21 protein-coding genes are annotated in these 20,502 nt (G+C 67.4%); 11 read left to right on the plus strand and 10 right to left on the minus strand.

The genetic code is table 11. The annotated features are described in order from the left end of the window. Positions 1-242: 242 nt before the first annotated feature. The 6 genes from P9A16_RS19525 to P9A16_RS19550 all read left to right on the plus strand — a co-directional run bounded on the left by P9A16_RS19525 (position 243) and on the right by P9A16_RS19550 (position 3,057). Positions 243-962, plus strand: a complete 720-nt coding sequence (locus P9A16_RS19525) for an SURF1 family protein (protein ID WP_278025908.1) — start codon at positions 243-245, stop codon at positions 960-962. 134 nt (positions 963-1,096) lie between these two features. Continuing rightward, a complete protein-coding gene (locus tag P9A16_RS19530) occupies positions 1,097-1,291 on the plus strand; it encodes a hypothetical protein (protein ID WP_024269947.1) in 195 nt (64 codons plus the stop codon). Next, positions 1,284-1,700 (plus strand): hypothetical protein, encoded by a 417-nt coding sequence (locus P9A16_RS19535; protein WP_024269948.1) that lies wholly within the window; start codon positions 1,284-1,286, stop codon positions 1,698-1,700. The genes P9A16_RS19530 and P9A16_RS19535 overlap by 8 nt, the downstream gene beginning before the upstream one ends. Positions 1,701-1,712: 12 nt before the next feature. Further along, positions 1,713-2,633: a dihydrodipicolinate synthase family protein gene (locus tag P9A16_RS19540; protein WP_023517514.1), complete on the plus strand. Its 921-nt coding sequence runs from the start codon at positions 1,713-1,715 to the stop codon at positions 2,631-2,633. An 11-nt stretch (positions 2,634-2,644) separates the two neighbouring features. After that, the gene (locus P9A16_RS19545) at positions 2,645-2,791 is read left to right on the plus strand and encodes a hypothetical protein (protein WP_023517515.1); all 147 of its coding nucleotides are present in this window, start codon (positions 2,645-2,647) and stop codon (positions 2,789-2,791) included. Between the two features lie 23 nt (positions 2,792-2,814). Next, on the plus strand, positions 2,815-3,057 hold the full coding sequence (locus P9A16_RS19550; RefSeq protein ID WP_023517516.1) for a hypothetical protein: 243 nt from the start codon (positions 2,815-2,817) through the stop codon (positions 3,055-3,057). 367 nt (positions 3,058-3,424) lie between these two features. On the opposite strand, the gene P9A16_RS19555 is transcribed toward P9A16_RS19550, so the two are convergent. Next, on the minus strand, positions 3,425-4,018 hold the full coding sequence (locus tag P9A16_RS19555; protein WP_023517453.1) for a TetR/AcrR family transcriptional regulator: 594 nt from the start codon (positions 4,016-4,018) through the stop codon (positions 3,425-3,427). Between the two features lie 105 nt (positions 4,019-4,123). On the opposite strand from P9A16_RS19555, the gene P9A16_RS19560 reads away from it, so the two are divergent. From P9A16_RS19560 to P9A16_RS19570, 3 genes are all read left to right on the plus strand, one after another. Next, positions 4,124-4,798 carry a PspA/IM30 family protein gene (locus tag P9A16_RS19560; RefSeq protein ID WP_024270298.1) on the plus strand — a complete coding sequence of 225 codons (675 nt, stop codon included), beginning with the start codon at positions 4,124-4,126 and terminating at the stop codon, positions 4,796-4,798. 27 nt (positions 4,799-4,825) lie between these two features. Further along, positions 4,826-5,104, plus strand: coding sequence for a YiaA/YiaB family inner membrane protein (locus P9A16_RS19565; RefSeq protein WP_023517096.1), 279 nt, complete (start codon positions 4,826-4,828; stop codon positions 5,102-5,104). A 75-nt stretch (positions 5,105-5,179) separates the two neighbouring features. Further along, positions 5,180-8,578, plus strand: coding sequence for an acyl-[ACP]--phospholipid O-acyltransferase (locus P9A16_RS19570; protein ID WP_024270297.1), 3,399 nt, complete (start codon positions 5,180-5,182; stop codon positions 8,576-8,578). A 200-nt stretch (positions 8,579-8,778) separates the two neighbouring features. Here P9A16_RS19570 and P9A16_RS19575 read toward each other — a convergent pair whose 3' ends face one another. From P9A16_RS19575 to P9A16_RS19610, 8 genes are all read right to left on the minus strand, one after another. After that, on the minus strand, positions 8,779-9,780 hold the full coding sequence (locus P9A16_RS19575) for a hypothetical protein (RefSeq protein WP_024270296.1): 1,002 nt from the start codon (positions 9,778-9,780) through the stop codon (positions 8,779-8,781). Further along, positions 9,777-10,880, minus strand: coding sequence for a GNAT family N-acetyltransferase (locus P9A16_RS19580; protein WP_023516948.1), 1,104 nt, complete (start codon positions 10,878-10,880; stop codon positions 9,777-9,779). The genes P9A16_RS19575 and P9A16_RS19580 overlap by 4 nt, the downstream gene beginning before the upstream one ends. Next, positions 10,864-12,066 carry a hypothetical protein gene (locus P9A16_RS19585; protein WP_023516949.1) on the minus strand — a complete coding sequence of 401 codons (1,203 nt, stop codon included), beginning with the start codon at positions 12,064-12,066 and terminating at the stop codon, positions 10,864-10,866. The genes P9A16_RS19580 and P9A16_RS19585 overlap by 17 nt, the downstream gene beginning before the upstream one ends. Further along, positions 12,063-12,938, minus strand: a complete 876-nt coding sequence (locus P9A16_RS19590; RefSeq protein WP_023516950.1) for a HesA/MoeB/ThiF family protein — start codon at positions 12,936-12,938, stop codon at positions 12,063-12,065. Before P9A16_RS19590 ends, P9A16_RS19585 begins: the two co-directional genes overlap by 4 nt. Beyond that, positions 12,935-13,879, minus strand: a complete 945-nt coding sequence (locus P9A16_RS19595; RefSeq protein ID WP_245290358.1) for a hypothetical protein — start codon at positions 13,877-13,879, stop codon at positions 12,935-12,937. Before P9A16_RS19595 ends, P9A16_RS19590 begins: the two co-directional genes overlap by 4 nt. 119 nt (positions 13,880-13,998) lie before the next feature. Continuing rightward, positions 13,999-15,642, minus strand: coding sequence for a metallophosphoesterase family protein (locus P9A16_RS19600; RefSeq protein ID WP_024270295.1), 1,644 nt, complete (start codon positions 15,640-15,642; stop codon positions 13,999-14,001). 5 nt (positions 15,643-15,647) lie between these two features. After that, the gene (locus P9A16_RS19605; protein ID WP_023517252.1) at positions 15,648-16,133 is read right to left on the minus strand and encodes a class I SAM-dependent methyltransferase; all 486 of its coding nucleotides are present in this window, start codon (positions 16,131-16,133) and stop codon (positions 15,648-15,650) included. Positions 16,134-16,144: 11 nt separating this feature from the next. After that, on the minus strand, positions 16,145-17,488 hold the full coding sequence (locus tag P9A16_RS19610) for a nucleotide sugar dehydrogenase (RefSeq protein WP_023517253.1): 1,344 nt from the start codon (positions 17,486-17,488) through the stop codon (positions 16,145-16,147). Positions 17,489-17,709: 221 nt separating this feature from the next. Here P9A16_RS19610 and P9A16_RS19615 point away from each other — a divergent pair, with 221 nt between their 5' ends. Then, the gene (locus P9A16_RS19615; RefSeq protein ID WP_024270294.1) at positions 17,710-18,807 is read left to right on the plus strand and encodes a glycosyltransferase family 4 protein; all 1,098 of its coding nucleotides are present in this window, start codon (positions 17,710-17,712) and stop codon (positions 18,805-18,807) included. Continuing rightward, a complete protein-coding gene (locus tag P9A16_RS19620; RefSeq protein WP_023512972.1) occupies positions 18,804-19,538 on the plus strand; it encodes a polysaccharide deacetylase family protein in 735 nt (244 codons plus the stop codon). Before P9A16_RS19615 ends, P9A16_RS19620 begins: the two co-directional genes overlap by 4 nt. Positions 19,539-20,044: 506 nt before the next feature. Here the strand turns inward: P9A16_RS19620 and P9A16_RS19625 are convergent. Continuing rightward, positions 20,045-20,464 carry a cyclic nucleotide-binding domain-containing protein gene (locus tag P9A16_RS19625; protein WP_023512973.1) on the minus strand — a complete coding sequence of 140 codons (420 nt, stop codon included), beginning with the start codon at positions 20,462-20,464 and terminating at the stop codon, positions 20,045-20,047. Positions 20,465-20,502 lie beyond the last annotated feature (38 nt).

The following is a 20,502-nucleotide window of genomic DNA, read 5'->3' on the forward strand; positions in this document are numbered from 1 at the left end:
AAATGGACCGCTTTGGCGACCACGCCCCTCTGCCCCTCATCCGGCCTGCCGGCCACCTTCTCCCAGCAAGCGGGGCGAAGGGGATATGCCGCGGCGTTTTTCTCAAGTTGCAGCGATCCGTGGGGCAAGCTCCCTCTCCCCGCTGGCGGGGAGAGGGTTAGGGTGAGGGGCATTGCCCGGATACAATGGCCCGACGCATCGTGCGGGTCTTCGGCAGAGCAGAGAGGGATACAATAGGCCTGATGCCCCAACCGTCCCCCCGCGCCCGGCGCCTCCTTACCGGTTTCCTCCTCCTTCTCGTCACCGCCTTCCTCGCGCTCGGCGCCTGGCAGGTGCAACGCCTCTTCTGGAAGCTCGACCTCATCGCCCGCGTCGACAGCCGCGTGAACGCTGACCCTGTGCCAACCCCCGCGCGTGCCGAATGGCCCGAGATCACCCGCGAGAAGGACGAATACCGCCGCGTCACCGCCACCGGCCTCTTCCAGCATGACAGGACGGTGCTGGTACAGGCCGTGACGGAGCGCGGCGCGGGCTTCTGGGTGCTGACGCCGCTCCGCCTGCCGGACGAGACGATCGTGCTGATCAACCGCGGCTTCGTGCCCGCGGACCGACGCGAGCCCGCCGACCGCATCGCCAGCGAACTTGCCGCCGGCCCCGTCGCGGTGACGGGCCTCCTCAGGCTCAGCGAACCCGGCGGCGCGTTCCTGCGCGCCAACGACCCGGCCGGGGATCGCTGGTTCTCCCGCGATGTCGCCGCCATCACCGCTGCAAAGGGCCTTACCGATGTCGCGCCCTATTTCATCGATGCGGACGCGACGGCAAATCCCGGCGGCCTGCCGGTCGGCGGCATGACTGTCATCGCCTTCCGCAACAGCCATCTCGTCTACGCGCTGACCTGGTTCGCGCTGGCGGCCATGAGCGCGGCGGCCGTCTGGGCCGTGCATCACCGGAAGCTTGTTTAGCCCCGCCGTCTTTATGAAATCCCTATCTTCCCCGCCGCTTTTCCCAATCGAGAAGTTATGTCGGCACGCCTAGCTTGAAGGTCGAAGCCACCGCCCGATACGGCCCTGGCCTCGACATTCCAGGAGGCGCCCTGATGCGCAAAGACCAGCCTGACCCGTCCCTGCCGCCGCTCTCGACGCGGATGATCTTTCTCAACCACCGCGTGCGCATGCACGAAAACGCCGCAAGGCGGTTCCGCCGGGCGGATGCGGCGCCACGGCCCGCCACGACCTGGGCGCTGCTCGCGGCTCTTGCCGCCCTGGCGCTGCTGGCGGTGGCCCATGCCTAGGCTTTCTCCGTGGCAACTGCCGGCTGCCGTGCCGGAAATCCTGCCCGCCGATACCGATGCGCTCGCCGCGCGCCTCGCCACCGTGCCGCGCCTGCGCGAACATCATCTCTGGGAGGTGCTACGCATCCTGCCCTCGCTTGCCGAAGCGCGCGAAGACATCGGGTTCCGCCGCGCCTTCCGCATCCTGATGGAGCGTGACGACCTCGACGGCGCAAGCCGGGCGCTGGTTGCCGCCGCGCGCCCCGCCCGCCGGCTCGACCGGCTGCAGGCGCTCGACGGCGTGTGGATCGCCCGCATCGTCCTCACGGAGGCCGCGCCCCGCCGCGCCGTCGCCGTGCATGGCGACCGGCGCGCCGCCGTCATGGCGGCCCTGGTGGCGCTCGATCGCCCCGCCCCCTCACAACACTGAAAGGACAATCCCATGCCGGAGCATCGGCGCCGCATTCCCGTTCAGGGCCTCATTTCCGATCTCGTCACGCCCTTTTCCGGCGAGGCAGTGGACCACGCGGCGCTCGCCGCCCTCATCGACTGGCAGATTGCGAGCGGCGTTTCCGGCATCGCCGTCTGTGGTCGGCTGGGCGAGGGGCCGGCGCTTGGCCGCGAGGAGCGCCGCGCCGTGCTGGCGACGGCGGTCCGCAGCGCCGGCCTTGCCGTGCCCGTGCTTGCCGCGGTCGGCACCTATGCGACGGACGCGACCGTAAGACTGGCGCTCGATGCGGAAGAAGAGGGCGCGGACGGGCTGGTCGTCACGACGCCCTATTACAGCAAGCCGACGCAGAAGGGCATCATCGCCCATCTCAGCGCCGTGGCGGAGGCGACGGCGCTGCCGATCCTGGCGCTCGCCGATCCCGCGACGACGCGTTCGGACGTCACGGCCGAAACCCTTTGGGCACTCAGCGAGATCGTGGGCATCCACGGCTTCGTCGACGCATCCGGCGACATGGCGCGGATCGCCGTGATCGACCGCAGGCTGCGCGAGCGGCTGGCGCTCTATTCCGCCCATGATGCGACCGCCTTCGCCTTCAACGTGCTCGGCGGAAGCGGCACGCTGTCGCCGGCCGCAAACCTCGCGCCGCGCCTGACGAGCGCCATGCACCAGGCGCTCAGGACCCGCAACATCGACCTTGCGCTCGACCTGAAGGATCGCCTCACGCCGCTCTTTGCCGCACTCGGCGATACGCCCGATCCCGCCGTGGTCAAACACGGGCTCTCGCCCGTGCTCGGCCTTTCCGAGACGGTGCGGCTGCCGCTGGTGCCCGCCTCATCCGCGATGGGCGCGTCGGTGCGCCGGGCGCTTGCCGGCCTGCCGGAATGCGCCGCGCAGCTTGCCAGGGCGAGCTGAGGGACCGGCACATGAAAACCAGGAAGAAGGACCGCAAGGCGATCGCCGCCGCGCTGCCACACCCCAAACCCCCGCTGCCGCTGCCGGCGCTGCTTCTGCGCATCGGCCTCATCCTCGTCGCCGCGGCGGCCGTGCAGCATTTTCTGCCGCAACCCTGATCCATCCCCCGAAAGGAAGACCCATGCACCGCCAGACCCGCAAAAACCGCGTCCGCCGCGCCAGCCGACCGCCGGAGCCGCCCCGCTTCACCGTCGGCCGCGACCCGCATGGCTGGTGGGTGGTGGAAGACCGCCTCGGTCGCGTCGGCGGCCTGTTCGCCAGCGAGGACGCGGCGATGCACTATGCGCTGGAAGAGAGCAACCGTGACCGCGAGGCCGTGCGCCGCCAGCAAATTGGCGCCGCGATCGCGTTCCGGTTCGCCTAAAAGTCTTACGGCCGGCTGCCGCGGCAGTGCCGTTTTTTACATCACGAAGGCCCGTTCCCAATCTCCCCGGGGGCGGGCTATTGCCAATGGAATAAATTCGCTGCCCCCCAGCCCCTTCTCCCCGAGGGGGAGAAGGTCGCGGCAGCGGGATGAGGGGGAAGCCGAAGGCTAGAAAAGCCGGGGAGCCATCCGCGTGCCCCCCTCATCCCCGGCGCAACATGTTGCGCCTGAACCCTTTGGGCCACCTTCTCCCCACGGGGAGAAGGGAAGGTGCGGCCACCGCGCATGCCCGAGCGATTGCCGGCGCTTGTGGAAAGTGCCGATGGGCAGAGGGGGACTTTGTTCGAAAATCCGCCCGTCCCGCCGGTCACCCGAGACTTCTCGCCAGAATGCGGGCGAGGGCGGCGACCTCCTGTTCCAGCCGCGCCGGCGTGATGCCGACGAAGCGCCCCTCCAGGCTGATGGCGATGACGCCGTGCACGGCGGAAAAGAAGGTGCGGGCGCGGATGGCGATGTCCTCGGCGGACGCATCCGGCATGCGCGCCGCCATCGGCACGGCGATGAGGCCGATCAGGAAGGCGTGTTCGGCAAGGTGCCAGTCGGGCACCGCAACACCCTCCGGCATGCGATGCTCGAAAAGCGCGGCCCAGAGGTTCTTTTCCGCCAGCGCAAAGCGGAGATAGGCGAGCGACAGGTTGAGGAACGTGTCCTCAATGCCGGCCTCTTGCGGGATGGCGGTTTCCAGCGCCGTCTCCAGCCGCTTTAGCGTGCCGGAATTGACCGTCAGGATCAGCCCGTCGAGATCGGGAAACACCGTATAGAGCCCGCCGAGCGCCGCTCCCGCCCGCTCGGCGATGTCGCGGGCGCGCAGACCCTTCAGTCCCTGGTCGCGGATGAGGTCCGTGCCGGCCGCGACGAGCCGGGTTTTCAGGTCTTCCTTCTTCGTCCGTGGTCCCGCCATCGGCCTCGACTCCTATTTTTGAACGTCGTTCACTTTCTATATTGAACAACGTTCATTTTTATGCGACAAGATTATTGAACATTGTTCATATAGGGAGAGACGCAAATGTTCAAACAGATCCTGACGCTGATGCGCGGCCGTGCCCACGAGGCGGAAGAGGCCTTCGGCGACCGTCATGCCCTTCCCATCCTCGCCCAGCAGATCCGCGACGCCGCGCGCGGCGTGGAGGCGGCACGCCGGGCGGTGGCCGTCGCCATCGCCCAGAACCGGCTGGAGACGGAAAATGCCGAGCGCCTCGCCGCCCGCATCAAGGACCTTGAAAGCCGCACCATCGCCGCGCTCGAAACGGGCCGCGACGACCTTGCCACCGAGGCCGCCGGCTCGATTGCCCGGCTGGAGACCGAATTGCAGAACGCCCGCCAGGTGCAGGCCGAATTTTCCGGCGGCATCGACCGTTTGAGACAGGCGGTGCGGCAGAGCGAGATGCGGCTTTCGGCGCTGCGCCGCGGCGAACGGCTGGCCCTGGCGCGCGATCGCACCCGGCGCCTTTCGAACGACGCGCCGGGCGAAAACACGCTCGCCGACGCAGAAGCGACGCTGGCCCGGCTGGAGCAGCGCCAGCGCGAGGCCGAACTGACGGCCGAGGCGCTGACGACGCTGGAAATAGGCCCGGACCCGGCGGCGCTCGCCGAAAAACTCGCCGCTGCCGGCTGCGGCCGCCCGCTCGTCACCAGCGCCGACGAGGTGCTCCAGCGCCTGCGCAGTCGCATGAACGCTTAATTCACACATTTGAAGGGAACCATCGCCATGAACGACAGCCTGATGAAACACTCTTCCGCCTGGACGACCTTCTCCTATGCCAGCTTCGGCCTCGCCGCCTTCATGCTGGCGCTCGGCCTCTACATGATGCCGCTCGATCTCTGGGGCAAAGGCTATCTCGCCATGGGCATCCTGATGCTGGTGCAGACCACCGTAAACGTCACCAAGACGTTGCGCGACAACCAGGAAGCCGACAAGCTGCTACGCCGCATCGACGACGCCAAGACGGAGAAGCTGCTGCTCGGCATCAAGAGCGAAGACGTCTGATCGAAAGCGACCTTGCCTCTCAACCAAGCGGCAAGGTCTTGCCTTTAAACAATCCCGCAAGATGGGGGATGCGCCGTGCAACAGAATCTCATGACGTCCCGGCGCTTCGCGCCACTCTTCTGGACCCAGTTCCTTTCCGCCTTCAACGACAATTTCCTGAAGAACACGCTGGTCTTCCTGATCCTCGCCACGGTCGCGGCGGAGGAGGCGGGATCGCTGGTGACGCTCGCCGGCGCCGTCTTCATGGCGCCGTTCCTCTTGTTCTCCGCCCTCGGCGGCGAGCTTGCCGACAAGTTCGACAAGGCCGTCATGGCCGAGCGGCTGAAACGGGTGGAGCTGGCGGCGGCGGGTGTCGCCGTCGTCGGCCTCGCCTTCCACTCGATCACGGTGCTGATGGCGGCGCTCTTCCTCTTCGGCGTCATCTCCGCCCTGTTCGGCCCGGTCAAATACGGCATCCTGCCCGATCATCTCGAACGCAAGGAACTGCCGCGCGCCAATGCCTGGATCGAGGGCGCGACCTTCATCGCCATCCTCGGCGGCACGCTGGTCGCCGGCCTTGCCGCCGCTGACGGCGTCAATCCCTGGCTGTTCGGGCCGATGATGCTGGGCCTTGCGCTCGCCTGCTGGCTGTCGAGCCGCTACATCCCCCGCGTCGGCGCGAAGGCCCCGGACCTTTCCGTCGATCGCAACGTCTTGCGCTCCACCGGCCGCCTCGTCAATGCGTTGCGCGGCGACAAGCGCCTGTGGCGTTCGGCGCTGATGGCGTCGTGGTTCTGGCTGGTCGGCGCCATCGTGCTCTCGCTGCTGCCGCCCATGGTGAAGGGGAGCCTCGGCGGCGACGAGACCGCCATCACCGCCTATCTCGCCGTCTTCGCCGTCGCCGTGGGCATCGGCTCGGCCATTGCCGCCTGGATGTCGGCCGGCCGCATCGTGCTGCTGCCGGCGCCGATCGGCACGCTGATCATGGCCGTCTTCGGCCTCGATCTTGCCTGGAGCGTCGGCCATGCCGGTGTCGCGGCGCCCGCGGAAAGCCTCTCCGCCTTCTTCGCCGGCCCCTACACGATCCGCATCGCCATCGACCTCGCCGGCATGGCGATCGCGGGCGCCTTCCTCGTCGTGCCCACCTTCGCCGCCTTGCAGGCCTGGGCAGAGGAAGAGCAGCGCTCGCGCGTCATCGGCGCGGCCAATGTGCTCTCGGCCGGCTTCATGACAGTCGGCGGCGGCCTTGTCGCGGCCCTGCAGGCGGCGGGCACCTCGACGCCCCTGCTTCTCGCCGGCCTCGCCATCGCCAATATCGTCGCTGCCTGGGTGATGCTGAAGACGCTCCCCACCAATGCCTTTCGCGATTTCGTCTCCATCCTCTTCCGCGCCTTCCTGCGACTGGAAGTGGACGGGCTCGACAACCTGAAGAAGGCCGGCAAGGCGCCGATCATCGCGCTCAACCACGTGTCCTTCCTCGACGGCGCGTTGGCGCTTGCCCTCACCGACGAAGAACCGACCTTCGCCGTCGACTACACCATCGCCAAGGCCTGGTGGGTCAAACCCTTCCTCAAGATGTGCAACTTCCTGCCGCTCGATCCTTCGAAGCCGATGGCGACGCGCACCTTGATCAAGACCGTCAACAACGGCGAACCGCTGGTCATTTTCCCCGAGGGCCGCATCACCGTCACGGGCGCGCTGATGAAGGTCTATGACGGCGCCGCCATGGTGGCCGACAAGACCGGCGCGATGGTCGTGCCCGTGCGCATCGACGGACTGGAAAAGAGCTATTTTTCGCGCCTTTCCTCGCTGCATGTGCGCCGCCGCCTGTTCCCCAAGGTCAAGGTGACGATCCTGCCGCCGGTACGCCTTACCGTGCCGGCCGAACTGAAGGGCCGCAAGCGCCGCATGGCGGCGGGCGCCGAACTCTACCAGATCATGTCCATGCTGATGTTCTCCACCACGGACACCAGCACGACCGTCCTCGAAAAGGTCATCGAAAGCGCCGAGGAGCGCGGCATGCGCCGCCTTGCCGTGCAGGATCCCGTCACCGGTTCGCTCACCTACGGCAAGCTTTTGACCGGTGCCGCCGTGCTCGGCGCAAAATTCCGCGCGCTCTACCCGGAAGACCGGACGCTCGGCGTGCTCCTGCCCAATGCCAACGGCTCCGTCGCGACCCTTCTCGGCGTCATGTCCGCGGGCAAGGTGCCGGCCATGCTGAATTTTACCGCCGGTTCCGCCAACATCCTGTCGGCCTGCAAGGCGGCCGAGGTGCGCCGCGTGCTCACCTCCCGCGCCTTCATCACCCAGGCGAAACTGGGCCCGGTCGTGGAAGAACTTGCAAAGACGCTGGAGATCGTCTGGCTCGACGACCTGCGCCAGACCATCGGTTTTGCCGACAAGCTGCGCGGCCTCCTGCGAAAAGGCCGGCCGCTCGTCAAGCGCAAGGCCGACGATCCGGCGGTGATCCTCTTCACCTCGGGTTCGGAAGGCGCGCCGAAGGGCGTGGTGCTCACCCACCGCAACATCCTCTCCAACGCCGCGCAGGCGGCCTCGCGCATCGATTTCCATTCCGGCGACAAGGTGTTCAACATCCTGCCGGTCTTCCACTCCTTCGGGCTCACGGCCGGCACCATCCTGCCGCTCGTCTCGGGCGTGCCGGTCTATTTCTATCCCTCGCCGCTGCACTACCGCATCATTCCGGAGCTGATCTATTCCTCCAACGCCACCATCATCTTCGGCACGGACACCTTCCTCAACGGCTACGCCCGCACCGCGCACCCCTATGATTTCCGCTCGATCCGCTACTGCTTCGCCGGCGCGGAACCGGTGCGCGCCACCACGCGCGCGCTCTACATGGAAAAGTTCGGCGTGCGCATCCTCGAAGGCTACGGCGTCACCGAGGCGGCCCCGGTCATCGCGCTCAACACGCCGATGTTCAACAAGGCCGGCAGCGTCGGCAAGATCATGCCCGGCATGGAATACCGGCTCGACCCGGTGCCGGGCGTCGATGTCGGCGGCCGCCTCTTCGTGCGCGGCGCAAACGTCATGTCCGGCTATCTGCGCGCCGAAAACCCCGGCGTGCTGGAGCCGACGCCGGACGGCTGGCACGACACCGGCGACATCGTGACCGTCGACGAGGACGGCTTCATCACCATCCGCGGCCGCGCCAAGCGTTTTGCCAAGATCGGCGGCGAAATGGTCTCGCTCGCCGCCGTGGAGGCGCTGGCCAGCGAACTCTGGTCCGGAAAGCTCTCCGTCGTCGTCTCCCTGCCGGATGCCAAGAAGGGCGAGCGCCTCGTCCTCCTCACCGACGCCCCCGACGCCACCCGCGCCGCCTTCCTGCGCTTTGCCAAGGAAAAGGGCGCGATGGACATGATGGTGCCCTCGGAGGTGAAGGTCGGCACCGTTCCGGTGCTCGGCTCCGGCAAGGTGGATTTCGTCAGTGCACAGAAGTTGCTGGCGGAACAGGCCCGGGCGGAAGTGGCGGCTTGAGGTTTTTGGCGCTGGCGAGGGTTCGCCCCTCATCCGGCTGCCGCCACCTTCTCCCCGCTTGCGGGGCGAAGGAAAAGGATGCACCGGCCTCCCGCAAATGAAACCGCCTTGCGTGAGGAAGAATGTAGCCACAGATGCCCTTCTCCCCGCTTGCGGGGAGAAGGTGGCGGCAGCCGGATGAGGGGCAATCTGCGTCGCCGTCAGCCGTCCAGCACGAGCTCTTCCGCCGGCAACCGGTACTTCGTCGTCACGAAAGGCGCCGGTCCGACGCGTAGCACATTGATCAGCCGATGCCCCGCCGGCACGGCAAAGCGCTGTCCCATCGCCTCGGCGGCGGCGGGTACGTCGGCCAGAACCGCCATCGGCCAGCCGGCAAGGCCAAAGCGGGTGAAATCCAGCCAGAACCGGTAGAAGGCCCGGCCCGTCGCGACCGGGCTTTCGCCTGCCGGACGGTGGAAGAGCAGGCAGGCCGCCGCCGTCATCGTCTTGGCGGTCTCGGAGACCAGCGATGCCGCGAGGCCGAGACGGTCGGCGAGGGAAAAGAGCGGAGAGGCGAGGATTTTTCCCGCCACGGCGCCCTCCAGCCGGCCCATGCGCAGCGCGTCGAGATTGAGGCCGTCGCTCCTATAGGCGGGGTGGTTCGGCGAAAGCCGCATCCAGGCGACGAGCTCGTCGCGGAAGGCACGTTCGCGCATGACGGTGAGGCTGGCCGCGTCGTTGTGTGCGGCGATGAAAGCGAGGGCATCCTTTCCGCCGGCGAAGGTGACGTCGTCCTTTGCCAGCGCTGAGGCTTCAAGGGCCGCCAGTGTCCCGGGCGCCACGGGTGAGAACAGGCCGCGCCATGTGAAGCGTTTTTCGGTGAAGGCGGCAAGGTCAGGCGCGGTCGCCGCGCCCGATGGAGTGAGGCGGGCGGCGAGGCGATAGCCGGGGCGCCACAGGGTATCCGCAGACCAAAAATCCTCGACCTCGGCGCCGATGCCGCGGCCGGCAAGGGCCATGACGAGGCCTTCGAGCGCCGCGCCGCAGGAAAGACCCATGTCGCGGTTCGTCGGGTCGCCGACCGCAAGGCGGCGGGACAGATCGGCCACGACGAGGATGCGGCCGGCATCATCGAGCGCGAAGCGGGCGGGCTGGGTGTTGTGCGTGGAGGGGGCGCGGTTGGCCTCGGCGGCGAGCGTCCTGAGCGTGGCGATGTCGATCACAGCGTTTTTCCGAAGAGATGCAGCCGGTGCATGGGGCGGGCGCCGGCCTTTTCGGCCTGGCGCAGGCTTGCGGCGTTGGCATCGGCGATCCAGGTGCCCCCGGCGGTCTCGTAGCCGGCCCGCTTCATCTCACCGAGGATGTGGGCGAGCATCAGCGGGTTGAGGCCGCGGCCCCAGAATTCCGGCTTGACGCCCTGGAAGATGACGACGGCGCGGCGGCGTCTCAGCCGATGTTTTATAAGGTGCCAGGGTGTGGAGAGGCCGAGGCGCGAGCCCATGGCCTTCAGCATCGGGTTGACGTCGGGAATGGCGATGACGGCGCCGGCGGGTTTGCCGTCCTTTTCCGCGACGGCCGAGATGCGCGGGTCCATGACCCACTTCATCTCTTTCGCCTGGAATTCGTATTCGGCGCGGCTGACGGGCACGAACATCGGGTTGTCGGCAAAACTCTCATTGAGGATGAGGCGGGAATCTTCCAGCCGCCGGTCGAGCGTTTTCCGCTCGATCGGCGAGAAGGAAAAACCGTCGGCGCGCAGCGCCCGCATCTCCGCGCCGTCGAGGATGCCGCCGAGGGGTGCCGAGCGGATGTCGATCTCGAAGGTCGTCATGGGGAAGGACGGGGAGTAGCCGCGGCTTTCCAGCAGGCGCGGCAGGTGCGGCGGTCCCCAGATCTGGTCGGTATAGGGCGCATGCTCGAAGCCGCCGGTCATGATGCCGGCCTGCTGCATGGCGGTGAGGTTGAAGTTGCCGAGGATTTCCGAAAAGCCCTTCTGGCGCGCCCAGTCTTCTGCCCGTTCCAGCAGCGCGGCGGCGACGCGCTCGTCGTCGGCGCAGTCGAAATAGCCGAAATACCCGCGTTTCAGGCCGAAACGCGTGTTGGAGGCGCGGTGCACATGGGCGGTGATGCGGCCGCGCACCGCGCCGTTGTCATGGGCGGTGAAGATGGAAAAATCGTCAGGGGTTTCGAAGAGCGGGTTGGTCTTCGCCGAGAGGAAGCGCCTGAGGTCGCCTTTCATCGGCGAGACGTAGGGCGTGCCGGCATAGACGGCGAAGGGTGCGGCGAAGAAGGCGCCGATGTCGCCCTCACGGATCTCGATCATGCGTCCTCTCCGAAATCAGCAGCGCCATGCGCTGGACAACCTTCAGCTCCGTCTCGGCGCCGGGCGTGGCGGAGACGGAGGGCATGTTGAGCGCGATCAGCCGGAAGGGTTTTCGGGAAACCAGCATCAAGTGGGTCGCCTCGTATTTTTCGGTGAGCCAGGCGAGCTGTTCGGCGTCGGTTTCCGCAAGGTCCGCCGTTTCCGTGGCGCGCAGCAGCGGACGGGCGGAAAGCAGCGTCTTGAGGCCGGCAAGGTCGAGATCGGCAAGCGCCGCCTCCTCGAGCAGCAGCGCGCCCTCGACCAGCGGATGGTTCTGCAATTCCTTCAGGAAACCCAGCGTGTCGTCGATGCGGTCTTCGGCAAGATGGCGGATGAGGCTCTGGCGGCGATGTTCGGTGCGCAGGCTGATCGTGTCGTTCCAGAGGGTGCCGAGCAGCGCCGCCGCGGTGATGACGCTGGCGGTTCGCGTAAAGGCGGCGGCGTCAAAACCGTTCTCCATGCCGATGGCGAGCGCGGCGGTGAGGGCGACGGCGGTGAGGATGACGAAGGCGGTGACGGTGTCGCGGTGGCTGGTGGCGCGCTGGCCGAGGCTGATCAGCAGCCAGCAGAGGAAGAGGATGGCGACGCCGCCGAGCCGGACGGGCAGGTCGATATAGGTCGAGCGGAAATCCGTGACGAGCAGCGGCAGGATGAGCAGCAGCGACAGCGCGATGCGGTCCACCGCCTGGTTTTCCGCCCGGGAGAGGCTTTTGCGGTCGCGCGTCACGGCCATGTGGCCGGCCAGCGCGAAGGTGACGAGCTGGTAGAGGAAGAGGCCAAGGAACCGCCACGGATCGGCAAAGGAGGCGGGCAGGAAGGCGAGCACGGCGAAGCTTACCGCGCCGCCGGCGGCGATCCATTTGGTGAGGCGCGGCGCATGCCGGCGCATCAGGCCCTCGGCGAGGATGACGGTGGCGAGCGGCACGAGGCCGGCGGCGATCATCGTTGCAGCCTCGAAGACGAACAGACCCGTCCACCAGGCGAAGACGCGGCTGATCATCAGCGCCGCCAGCACGCGCAGGCCGAAGAGGAAGCGGCGGGTCAGCGGGCTTTCCGCATCGAACGAACGGATGGCGCGGATCAGGACGATGAGCCCTGCGAAGGCGGCAAGCGAGATGAACGTGTCGGCGATGGTCGGCGGGATCATGGTTTTGCCGTCAGCCGCTGAATGAAGCGCCGCACCAGCGGGCGCAGCAGCGCCGCGAAAAGCGCATTGCGCGGGCGCTCGACGCGGCCGGCGTGCGGATTGAAGAACCAGCCGCGGCAATCGGCGCCGTGCGGCCGGCCGAGCACGGCGTTGATCGCCTCATAGGCCATCAGCATGCCGGTCGAGATAACCATGGGAGCGAAGGACATGCGGCTGCGCGTGCCGGCCACCACCTCGCCGGCGAGCGCAAGGTCGACATGGTGGCGGGAGGAGGAATGCACCATCACATGCTCCGCCTCGCGCAGAAAACTTTCGGCGCGCTGGTCGGGGGTGAGGGCGTTCCAGGCGGTGCCGGATGTCGGGTAGCCGAGGCGCTCCTCCGGCATCGGGTCCGTGGCGCGCGTCACATAGACCGAGGGCAGCGGCGACGCATAGGCGTCGATGACGGTTTTGCCCTGGCGGCGCGCGGTGCGGTAGAGGAGGAGGCTCGCGCCGAGATCGTCGGTGCCGTTGATGACAACGTCGGCATTTGCGACCAGCGTCTCCACCTGATCCGTCCAGTCCGGGCCGAAGACGGTGATGGCGAGATCCGGATTGATCTTCAGGCAGAGGTCGCGTGTCGCCTCGGCCTTCTGCCGGCCGATCGTATCGGCAAAGCAGAAGACCTGGCGGTTGAGGTTGGACATTTCGAAGCGGTCGATATCGGCGAGCACAAGCCGGCCGATGCCGGCGCGCGCCAGCGCCTGGATGGCCGCGCCGCCCATGCCGCCGGTGCCGCAGACGAAGACGGTCGACTCCTGCAGCCGGCGCTGCTCCGCCTCGCTGACGAAGCCGATGTTGCGGGTGGTGAAGGTCTCGTAGGAAAAGCTCATCGGGAAGGTCTCAATATGCCCCAGGGCCGGCGGCCGTCCGCCCAGTGCATGAGGGGCAGCACCAGCCGCTGCACGAGGATGACGAAGCTTGCCACCGCAAGGCGCCCGAGCGCATTGCGCGGCACGCTTTCGAGGAGGTAGCGCTGGGCGGCGTTGAGATCGAGCTGGCCGATCTGCAACAGGTCATCGCCGCGCGCATAGTCGAGTTCGGCGGCGCAGAAGTCGTTGTATTCGGCCTTGCGGTGCTTTGGCGCGGCCTCGAAGGTCTTCTTCAGGTTGTCCGAGCCGCCGGTATAGGCGTCGGTGATGACGAAGCGGTCGGCGTCGAAGCCCGCCTCCCTGCCGACGCCGAAGACATGGCGGTGCGCGGCCATGATCTCCGTCGCGATCATCTGCTGACGCAGCGAGCGCCGCGCGCCGCGGCTCGGCGAGGGAAAGACGTCGGAGAAGGTTTCCGCCACCATGCCGGCGACGGCGGGAACCTGCGTGACGTTGGATATCCAGAGCGGCCGGAGCTGGTTGCGCAGGAAAAGCAGGAAGCAGGTGAGGCCGTAGAGCACCCAGGAAAGGCCCTGGCTGCGCACCGTCGGGTCGATCATCACCAGCCCGAGATGCAGCACCTCGACGGGTTTGCCCGACAGCGAGAGCGAGAGGACCGGCAGCGCATTGAAGGCGACGGGCGTGCCATCGGAAACGCGGTAGACCAGTGTGACGATGGTGCGCTGGAGCACGTCCTCGCGGGCGGAAAAGACGCCGTAGTCGAGATCGCCATGCGGCACCGCGCGGCCGGCGACCTTCAGGAGATCGGCCCGGAGCGCGCCGATCTCGCGCTCGTTCATCCACAGGCCCGGAAACTCGACGATCCGGGCGCGGAAGTCGGCCGAGGTCTTGAGATCGAGGTCGAGGCGCTTCTTCAGGACGACCGACAGGAGGTTGTACAAGGAACCGATCCGGAAACGAGGGGCGGGCTGGCCGCGCATAGTGGCGGTCGAGAGGTAAGATTTGGTTTAACGCGGAGGATAGGCGGTTTGTAAGGGGGTATCGTGCGCCACGCTCCTCCTCAGGCCGAACGCCCCGCCTCCCTTGACGCCCGCTCCAAACTCCGGCCGAGAACGCCAAGAAAAATGGCGAAGAACCGCCTGGGCCCGTCCTCGGCCACCGGCGTGAAGCCGCCGAAGTGATCGGCCAGAGACCGGTAGCAGGCGAACCTGTCGGGGGCGATATAGGACGGTGCGGCTGCCGGCGACTGGCGCAGGCAATACCAGTCGACGACGAGGTCGAGGAGAGGGATGGCCTCCAGCGGCGCGATGTCGAGACCGACCGGCGACGTTCCCCCTGCCATCAGCCGGGAGAGACCGGCGAGCGTCATGCCGCGCGCCAGTTCCGCGATCTCTGCCGGCCATTCCCGCGGCAGGAAGCGCTGGACGACGAGGGCGCGCATGTGGCGGTGCAGGAAATCCCCATAGTTACGCGCGGCAAGCGCCGGGTCGGGGGCAAGGCCGGCGCGGTCCTGCTCAGTCCGGTAGAGCGCGAGGAGATCGGCATCGAGCGGCGTCTCGGCAAGCGAGACGGTCTCGACCGACGGCGCCCCGTCTCCCGTCTCGACCACGACGAAGCCGGCGGGGAAGGCAACGAGCGAGGGTACGGCGATATTGACGAGGCTGCGGCCATCGGCGGAATGGCGCGTGCGGGCCTCGACATGCAGGTGGCCGCTGAAATGCAGCGACAGGCCGCTGGCGGCGAGCGTCTCGGCAACGATCGGGCACGGCGTGCGCTTCGCCACGATCGTTTCGCCGAAGAGGGCGCGCTCGCTGTCCGTCCCGTCCTCGAACGGGTCGAGAACGGGGTAGTGCGAGAAGGCGAGGAGCGTCTTGCCATCGCGTTCCGCCCGCGCCGCGACGTCGGCGATCCAGGCAAGGAGATAGGGTTTCACGCGCAGGAGCGCGTTCCAGCCGGCATCGGAACTGCCAAAAAAGGCCTTCTTGCGAGCGATGTCGCGCCGGCCGTTGCGCGGCTCGAAGACATTGGCGTCGATCATCAGGAGCCACAGGCCGTCTTCCGGCTCGACCAGGTAGGAGGCGTCCATCAGCCGCCGCACGGTGCCGCCATCGGCGGAATGGAGGTCATGCTCGCGCTCGGGCGGCGCATCGCTGGTGCCGAAGGGCGTTTCGAAATGAAGATCGCCGGGACGGCGGAAATAGCCGAAATCGCCGAGCGCGCGAATGCCCGCCAGCACGCCGTCGCAATACATCTTCTCCGTCACGACCGGACGGCCCGGATCCTCCGCCGCCTTTTCCGCATCGCTCGTCACCAGCGTCGTGCCGCCCTCGGCATTCACGTAGCGGGTGTCATGATGCTTGCCGAGCGGGCCGAAGACGTCGTGGTTGCCCGGCGTGGCATGGAAGCGGAGGCCATGACGATCACGATAGGCCGCGAGCAGCCGTACGAGGCTCGCCACCGTGCCGCGCTGGCCGTCATCCGTATAGTCGCCGAGCAGCACGACATGGCGGATGCCCATGGCGACGATCCGGTCGAGCGCCGCGGGCAGGGCGGCGAAACTCTCGTTGTAGACACGGGTGGAGCGGACGGTATCGGCGAAGGTGCGCACCGTCAGCCTTCGTCCGTTCACGACGATGCCGGGAAAATCATAGTCGCCTTCGATATCGTGGAAATGGGCGTCCGCGATGACGGCGACGCGGGCCATGGGGCTCAGGCCCGCCTGCGGTAGAGGAAGTAGCGCTTGCTGTCGACGGAGGCGGGCAGCGCCAGAGGCTCCAGTGCGGCATGGTCGAGCGGCAGGCCGCTGATGGCAACGCCGCCGGTGCCGAGCGCGCGGGCGACGACATCCGGCAGCCAGGTCAGCGTGACCGCGTCCTTGTCGTCATAACCGGTGCCGATATCGGCATGGACGAGCGCGGCATTCGTGCCGGCAAAGGCCCTTGCCGTCTCGACGATTTCCCCGAGCACCAGGTCGCCCGGCGGCGGTGTGGAGGAGGAATGCGCGCCGAGCGCCCGGTCGAAGGCGACGATGCGCCGGCCAGGGAATTTTTCGCGCAGGTGATCGAAGGTGCGGCCGTTGCCAAGGCCGATTTCGAGGATTGCACCGTCGTCCGGAAGCGGCAGGTTCTGCGCGACATGATCGATGACGTCGCGCTGGGCGGACATGCGGCGGATGAAGCTTTCGAGACGGCTCATGCAGGAAAATCTCAGGCCTTGAGGATCGTATCGGCGGCGATGCCGCGCCGGGCGAAGACGTTGCGCGTGTCGACGATCAGCGCGCCCCATTCGGCGAGCGCCGCATAGTCGACATCGTCATGGTCGGTGGCGATGAGGATCGCGTCGAAGGCACGGATATCCGCCTCGTTCCAGGAAGCCGACGGGCGGCCGCGGAACGCGCCGTATTCGCGGGTCGGCGGTATCTCCGGCACGTGCGGGTCATAGTAGCTTGCCGAACCGCCGCGCTCCTCGATCAGCTCGATCAGCTTCAGCGAGGGGCTTTCGCGGATGTCGGGTACGTTCTTCTTGTAGGCAAGGCCGATCACCAGCACCTTCGAGCGGCTCAGCGCCTTGCCGGCGCGCCGGTCGAGCGCTTCGGCCAGCCTTGCCACCACATGGCGGGGCATGGCCGAGTTGATCTCGCCGGCCAACTCGATGAAGCGGGTCGGCAGCTCGTGGGCGCGCGAGGCCCAGGTGAGGTAGAAGGGATCGATCGGGATACAATGGCCGCCGAGGCCCGGGCCGGGATAGAAGGGCATGTAACCGAAGGGTTTCGAACTGGCGGCGTCGATCACCTCCCAGATGTCGATGCCCATGGCCTCGTAGACGACCTTCAGCTCGTTCACCAAGGCGATATTCACGGCGCGAAAGATGTTCTCCGTCAGCTTCACCGCTTCCGCCGTGGCGGTGGAGGAGACGGGCACGACCGTCTTGACCACCGCGCCGTAGAAGGCGGTGACGAGCGCCTGCGCCGTATCGCCGTCGCCGGCGACGACCTTCGGGATGGTCGAGGTCTGGAATTCGCGGTTGCCGGGGTCCTCCCGCTCCGGCGAGAAGCCGAGGAAGAAATCCGTGCCGGATTTCAGGCCACCGGCCTCCAGCGTGCGACGTACCAGGCCGTCGGTCGTGCCGGGATAGGTGGTCGATTCCAGAACGACGAGCTGGCCGGGGCGAAGCGTCGCGGCGATGTCGCGGCAGGTCTGCTCGACATAGCGCATGTCGGGATCGCGGTGACGCGTCAGCGGCGTCGGCACGCAGATGGCGATGATGTCGCATTCACCGAGCCGGGAGAAATCGCTCGTCGCGGCAAAGCGGCCGGCGTGATGCTCCGCGTCGAGAATGTCACTCGGCACTGCCTCGATATAGCTGCGCCCGGCCTCGATCGCGGTGATCTTGCCCGGGTCGATATCGAAACCCGTCACGGTAAAGCCGGCACGGGCAGCGGTGATGGCGAGCGGCAGGCCGACATAGCCGAGGCCGACAATGCCGACGCGGGCCCCGCGAGACGTTATTCGGGCCAGCAGCGTCTCGTGGGAAAGCAAGGCAGTTGGCATCGGCACTCCGCGCACATATACAGGACCGCGCGTTGAGATGGGAGAGTTTGGCCAGCCTGTCAACCCTAGCCCGAACGGGGCGGGGGATGGATGCGAGGTCCGTGGGCCGGTTTCCGACCCGCCCGCAATGCTGCGGCAACACGGTGCGCAGCGAGCTGTTCCGCAACGCGCGCCGTGCTTGCGGCACCCGGACGACAAGCAGAAAGGGCCCGCGGGCGAGCATGAAGATCGCATTCTACGCCCCGCTGAAATCGCCCCACCACCCCGTGCCCTCGGGCGACCGGTTGATGGCCCGCCAGCTTCTCGCGTGCCTCGGCCACGCCGGCCATGCAGTCGCACTCGCCTCGGAGCTGCGCGCCTTTTGCGGCGACAGCGATGACGCAGCGGCCTATGCGGCGCTCACGGCGCAGGCTGCGGCCGAGGTCGAGCGGCTTTCGACGCTCTGGCGGGCGGAAGGGGCGCCGGACCTCTGGTTCTGCTACCACCCCTACTACAAGGCGCCGGACCTGATCGGCCCCGCGCTCTGTGAACGTTTCGGCATCGCGTATGCCACGGCCGAAGCTTCCTATTCCGGGCGCCGCAATGTCGGCATCTGGGCCGACATGCAGGCGCGCGTGCTGGAGGCCGTCCGCGGCGCCACAGTCAATATCGGGCTCACCGCCCGCGACCGGGCGGGCCTTGCCGCCGCCACGCCGGAGGCGATCATTGCGCCGCTGAAACCCTTCATCGACGCCGCACCGTTCACAGGTCAGACCCCGCGGCCACAGCCGGGCCATCTCGTCACCGTGGCCATGATGCGGGCCGGCGACAAGCTGGAGAGCTTTCGCGCGCTTGCTGCGGCGCTGCGGCTGGTCGAGGACAGGCCCTGGCGCCTTTCGGTGGTGGGCGACGGGCCGCTGCGGGGCGAGGTGGAAGCACTGTTTTCCGGCTTCGGCGACGGGCGCATCGCCTGGCTGGGGCAGAAGCCGCAGGCGGCTGTGGCAGAGATTCTGGCCGAAGGCGCACTCTATGTCTGGCCGGGCTGCGGCGAAGCCTATGGGCTCGCCTATCTGGAGGCGCAGGCCGCCGGCCTTCCCGTCGTCGCCCTGCGGACGGCGGGCGTTCCGGAGGTGGTCGAGGACGGCAAGACCGGGCGCCTCACCGCGCCGGGCGATCTTGCTGCCTATGCGGCGGCCATCGCGGCCCTCATGGATGACGCCGCGGAACGCCGGCGTCTTGCGCACAATGCCCGCGCCCGCGTGCTGGCCGAGCATTCGCTGCCGGCCGCCGCCGCGGCGCTCGACGCCATCGTGCGGAAAGCTGTAGGAGAGACAGGATGACGCCGCCAGCCAGCGCAAAACCCCTCGTGGACGAAATCGCCCGCCGGGCCGCGGCAGGAAAGCCGCTGAGGCTGTGGCTGCGCGACGACGACGCCGTGGAGTCCACAGCAGCGCTCGACACGTTGCTGGCGCTGACGGAGCGCCACGCGGTGCCCGTGCTCATCGCCGTCATCCCGGCCTTCACAGGTGCAGCACTCGCGGCGCGGCTGGCCGAAGCCCCGCAGGCGCAGGTGGCGGTGCATGGCTGGGCGCATGAAAACCATGCGGGGCCAGGGGAGAAGAACCAGGAGCTCGGCGCCCATCGCCCGGCGGAAACGGTCCTTGCCGAGCTTGAGCAGGGTTTCAAACACCTTTCCACGCTCCATGCCGGCCGCTTCGTGCCCATGCTGGTGCCGCCGTGGAACCGCATCGCACCTGCCGTTATCGGCGGCCTGCCGTCCCTTGGTTTCAAGGCGCTCTCCGTCTTCGGTCCGGAAAAGCCGGCACCGCTCGCTGTGCTCAACACGCATGTGGACATCATCGACTGGCGCGGCACGCGGGGTGCCCGGCCGGCCGAGGCGGTGATTGCCGATCTCGTGCGCCTGTCGCAGGCCCACGACGGCCCGATCGGCCTCCTGACCCACCACCTCGTGCACGACGCAGCCGCGTGGGCGCTGATGGCGCTGATTTTCGAGGCGACCGCCGGGACGGCGGGCTGCGTCTGGGCCCGCGCGGGAGACCTCGTCGGGTAGGGTAGTATCCTCCTCCAGTGCCGCCGCCTCATTTTTTGCTGCCGTTCGGCTCGCCAGGAAAGGAAGAGACGTGTTGTTCCGTGACCACCCGCCTCCCGGCAGGGCCGAGCGCTTCACCGTCGGACGGCCCGGGGTTTCCAGCGGGAAATGCCCGTCGCAAGTCGCCCGCCGCCGCTGCGCCGGGCGACTTGCGCAAACCACGGCCTTGCAGACGGTGAGCGGATGATCACAGAAATATGAAAGACGCGAGAGCGGGGTGAGGGGACTAGTCCCTTGTTTCTGCCGCAATTCCTTGGCAAATCCAGCCCGCGCCGCGAGGTGCTTCGCTGCTTCGCGGAACGGGTTTTCCCTCCGCAGCGGCGAAAAGTCCGGTAACGGAATGCCTTCGCGAAAGGCTTTCGGAAAAGGATGAGAACGCCTGTTGCGTGGACGCACGCAACAGAAATCTGGCCGACCCGAAGGGGGCGTTCAGGAAATGCCGGCAGGCAAGGCCGACGGAGAGGTCCTCAGTGCGCGGTTGCGAGCCGCTCGCCCATCACGCGCATGGTTTCGGCCATGCTGCGGGGGCAGGACGAGAGAACCTTGAGGAAGCAATCCTTGCGAATGCGCAACGCTTCCACGACCGTGGAGGCCTTGACGGTGGCATTGCGGGTCGTGCCGCAGAGGATGGCGATTTCGCCGACGACCGAGCAACTGCCGGTCGATGCGATCTTCTCGTCTCCTGAGGGACCTTCCTTGTAGACATCGACGACGCCCGACAGAACGACATAGGCGGCATCGCCTTCATCGCCCTGATGGAAGAGCTCCTGGCCCTCACGGTAGCTGACGCGGTCCGAAGCGAAGGCGAGCAGTTTCAGCTTGCCTGCGTCGATGCCCGAGAACAGCGGCACCCGTCGTAACATCTGCACTTCGTCGTTCAAGATCATAACAGTCAACCGCCTCGAATTCCGGTTATCTGATCACT

This window comes from Shinella sp. 838, from assembly GCF_029623935.1.
Classification (GTDB): Bacteria; Pseudomonadota; Alphaproteobacteria; order Rhizobiales; family Rhizobiaceae; genus Shinella.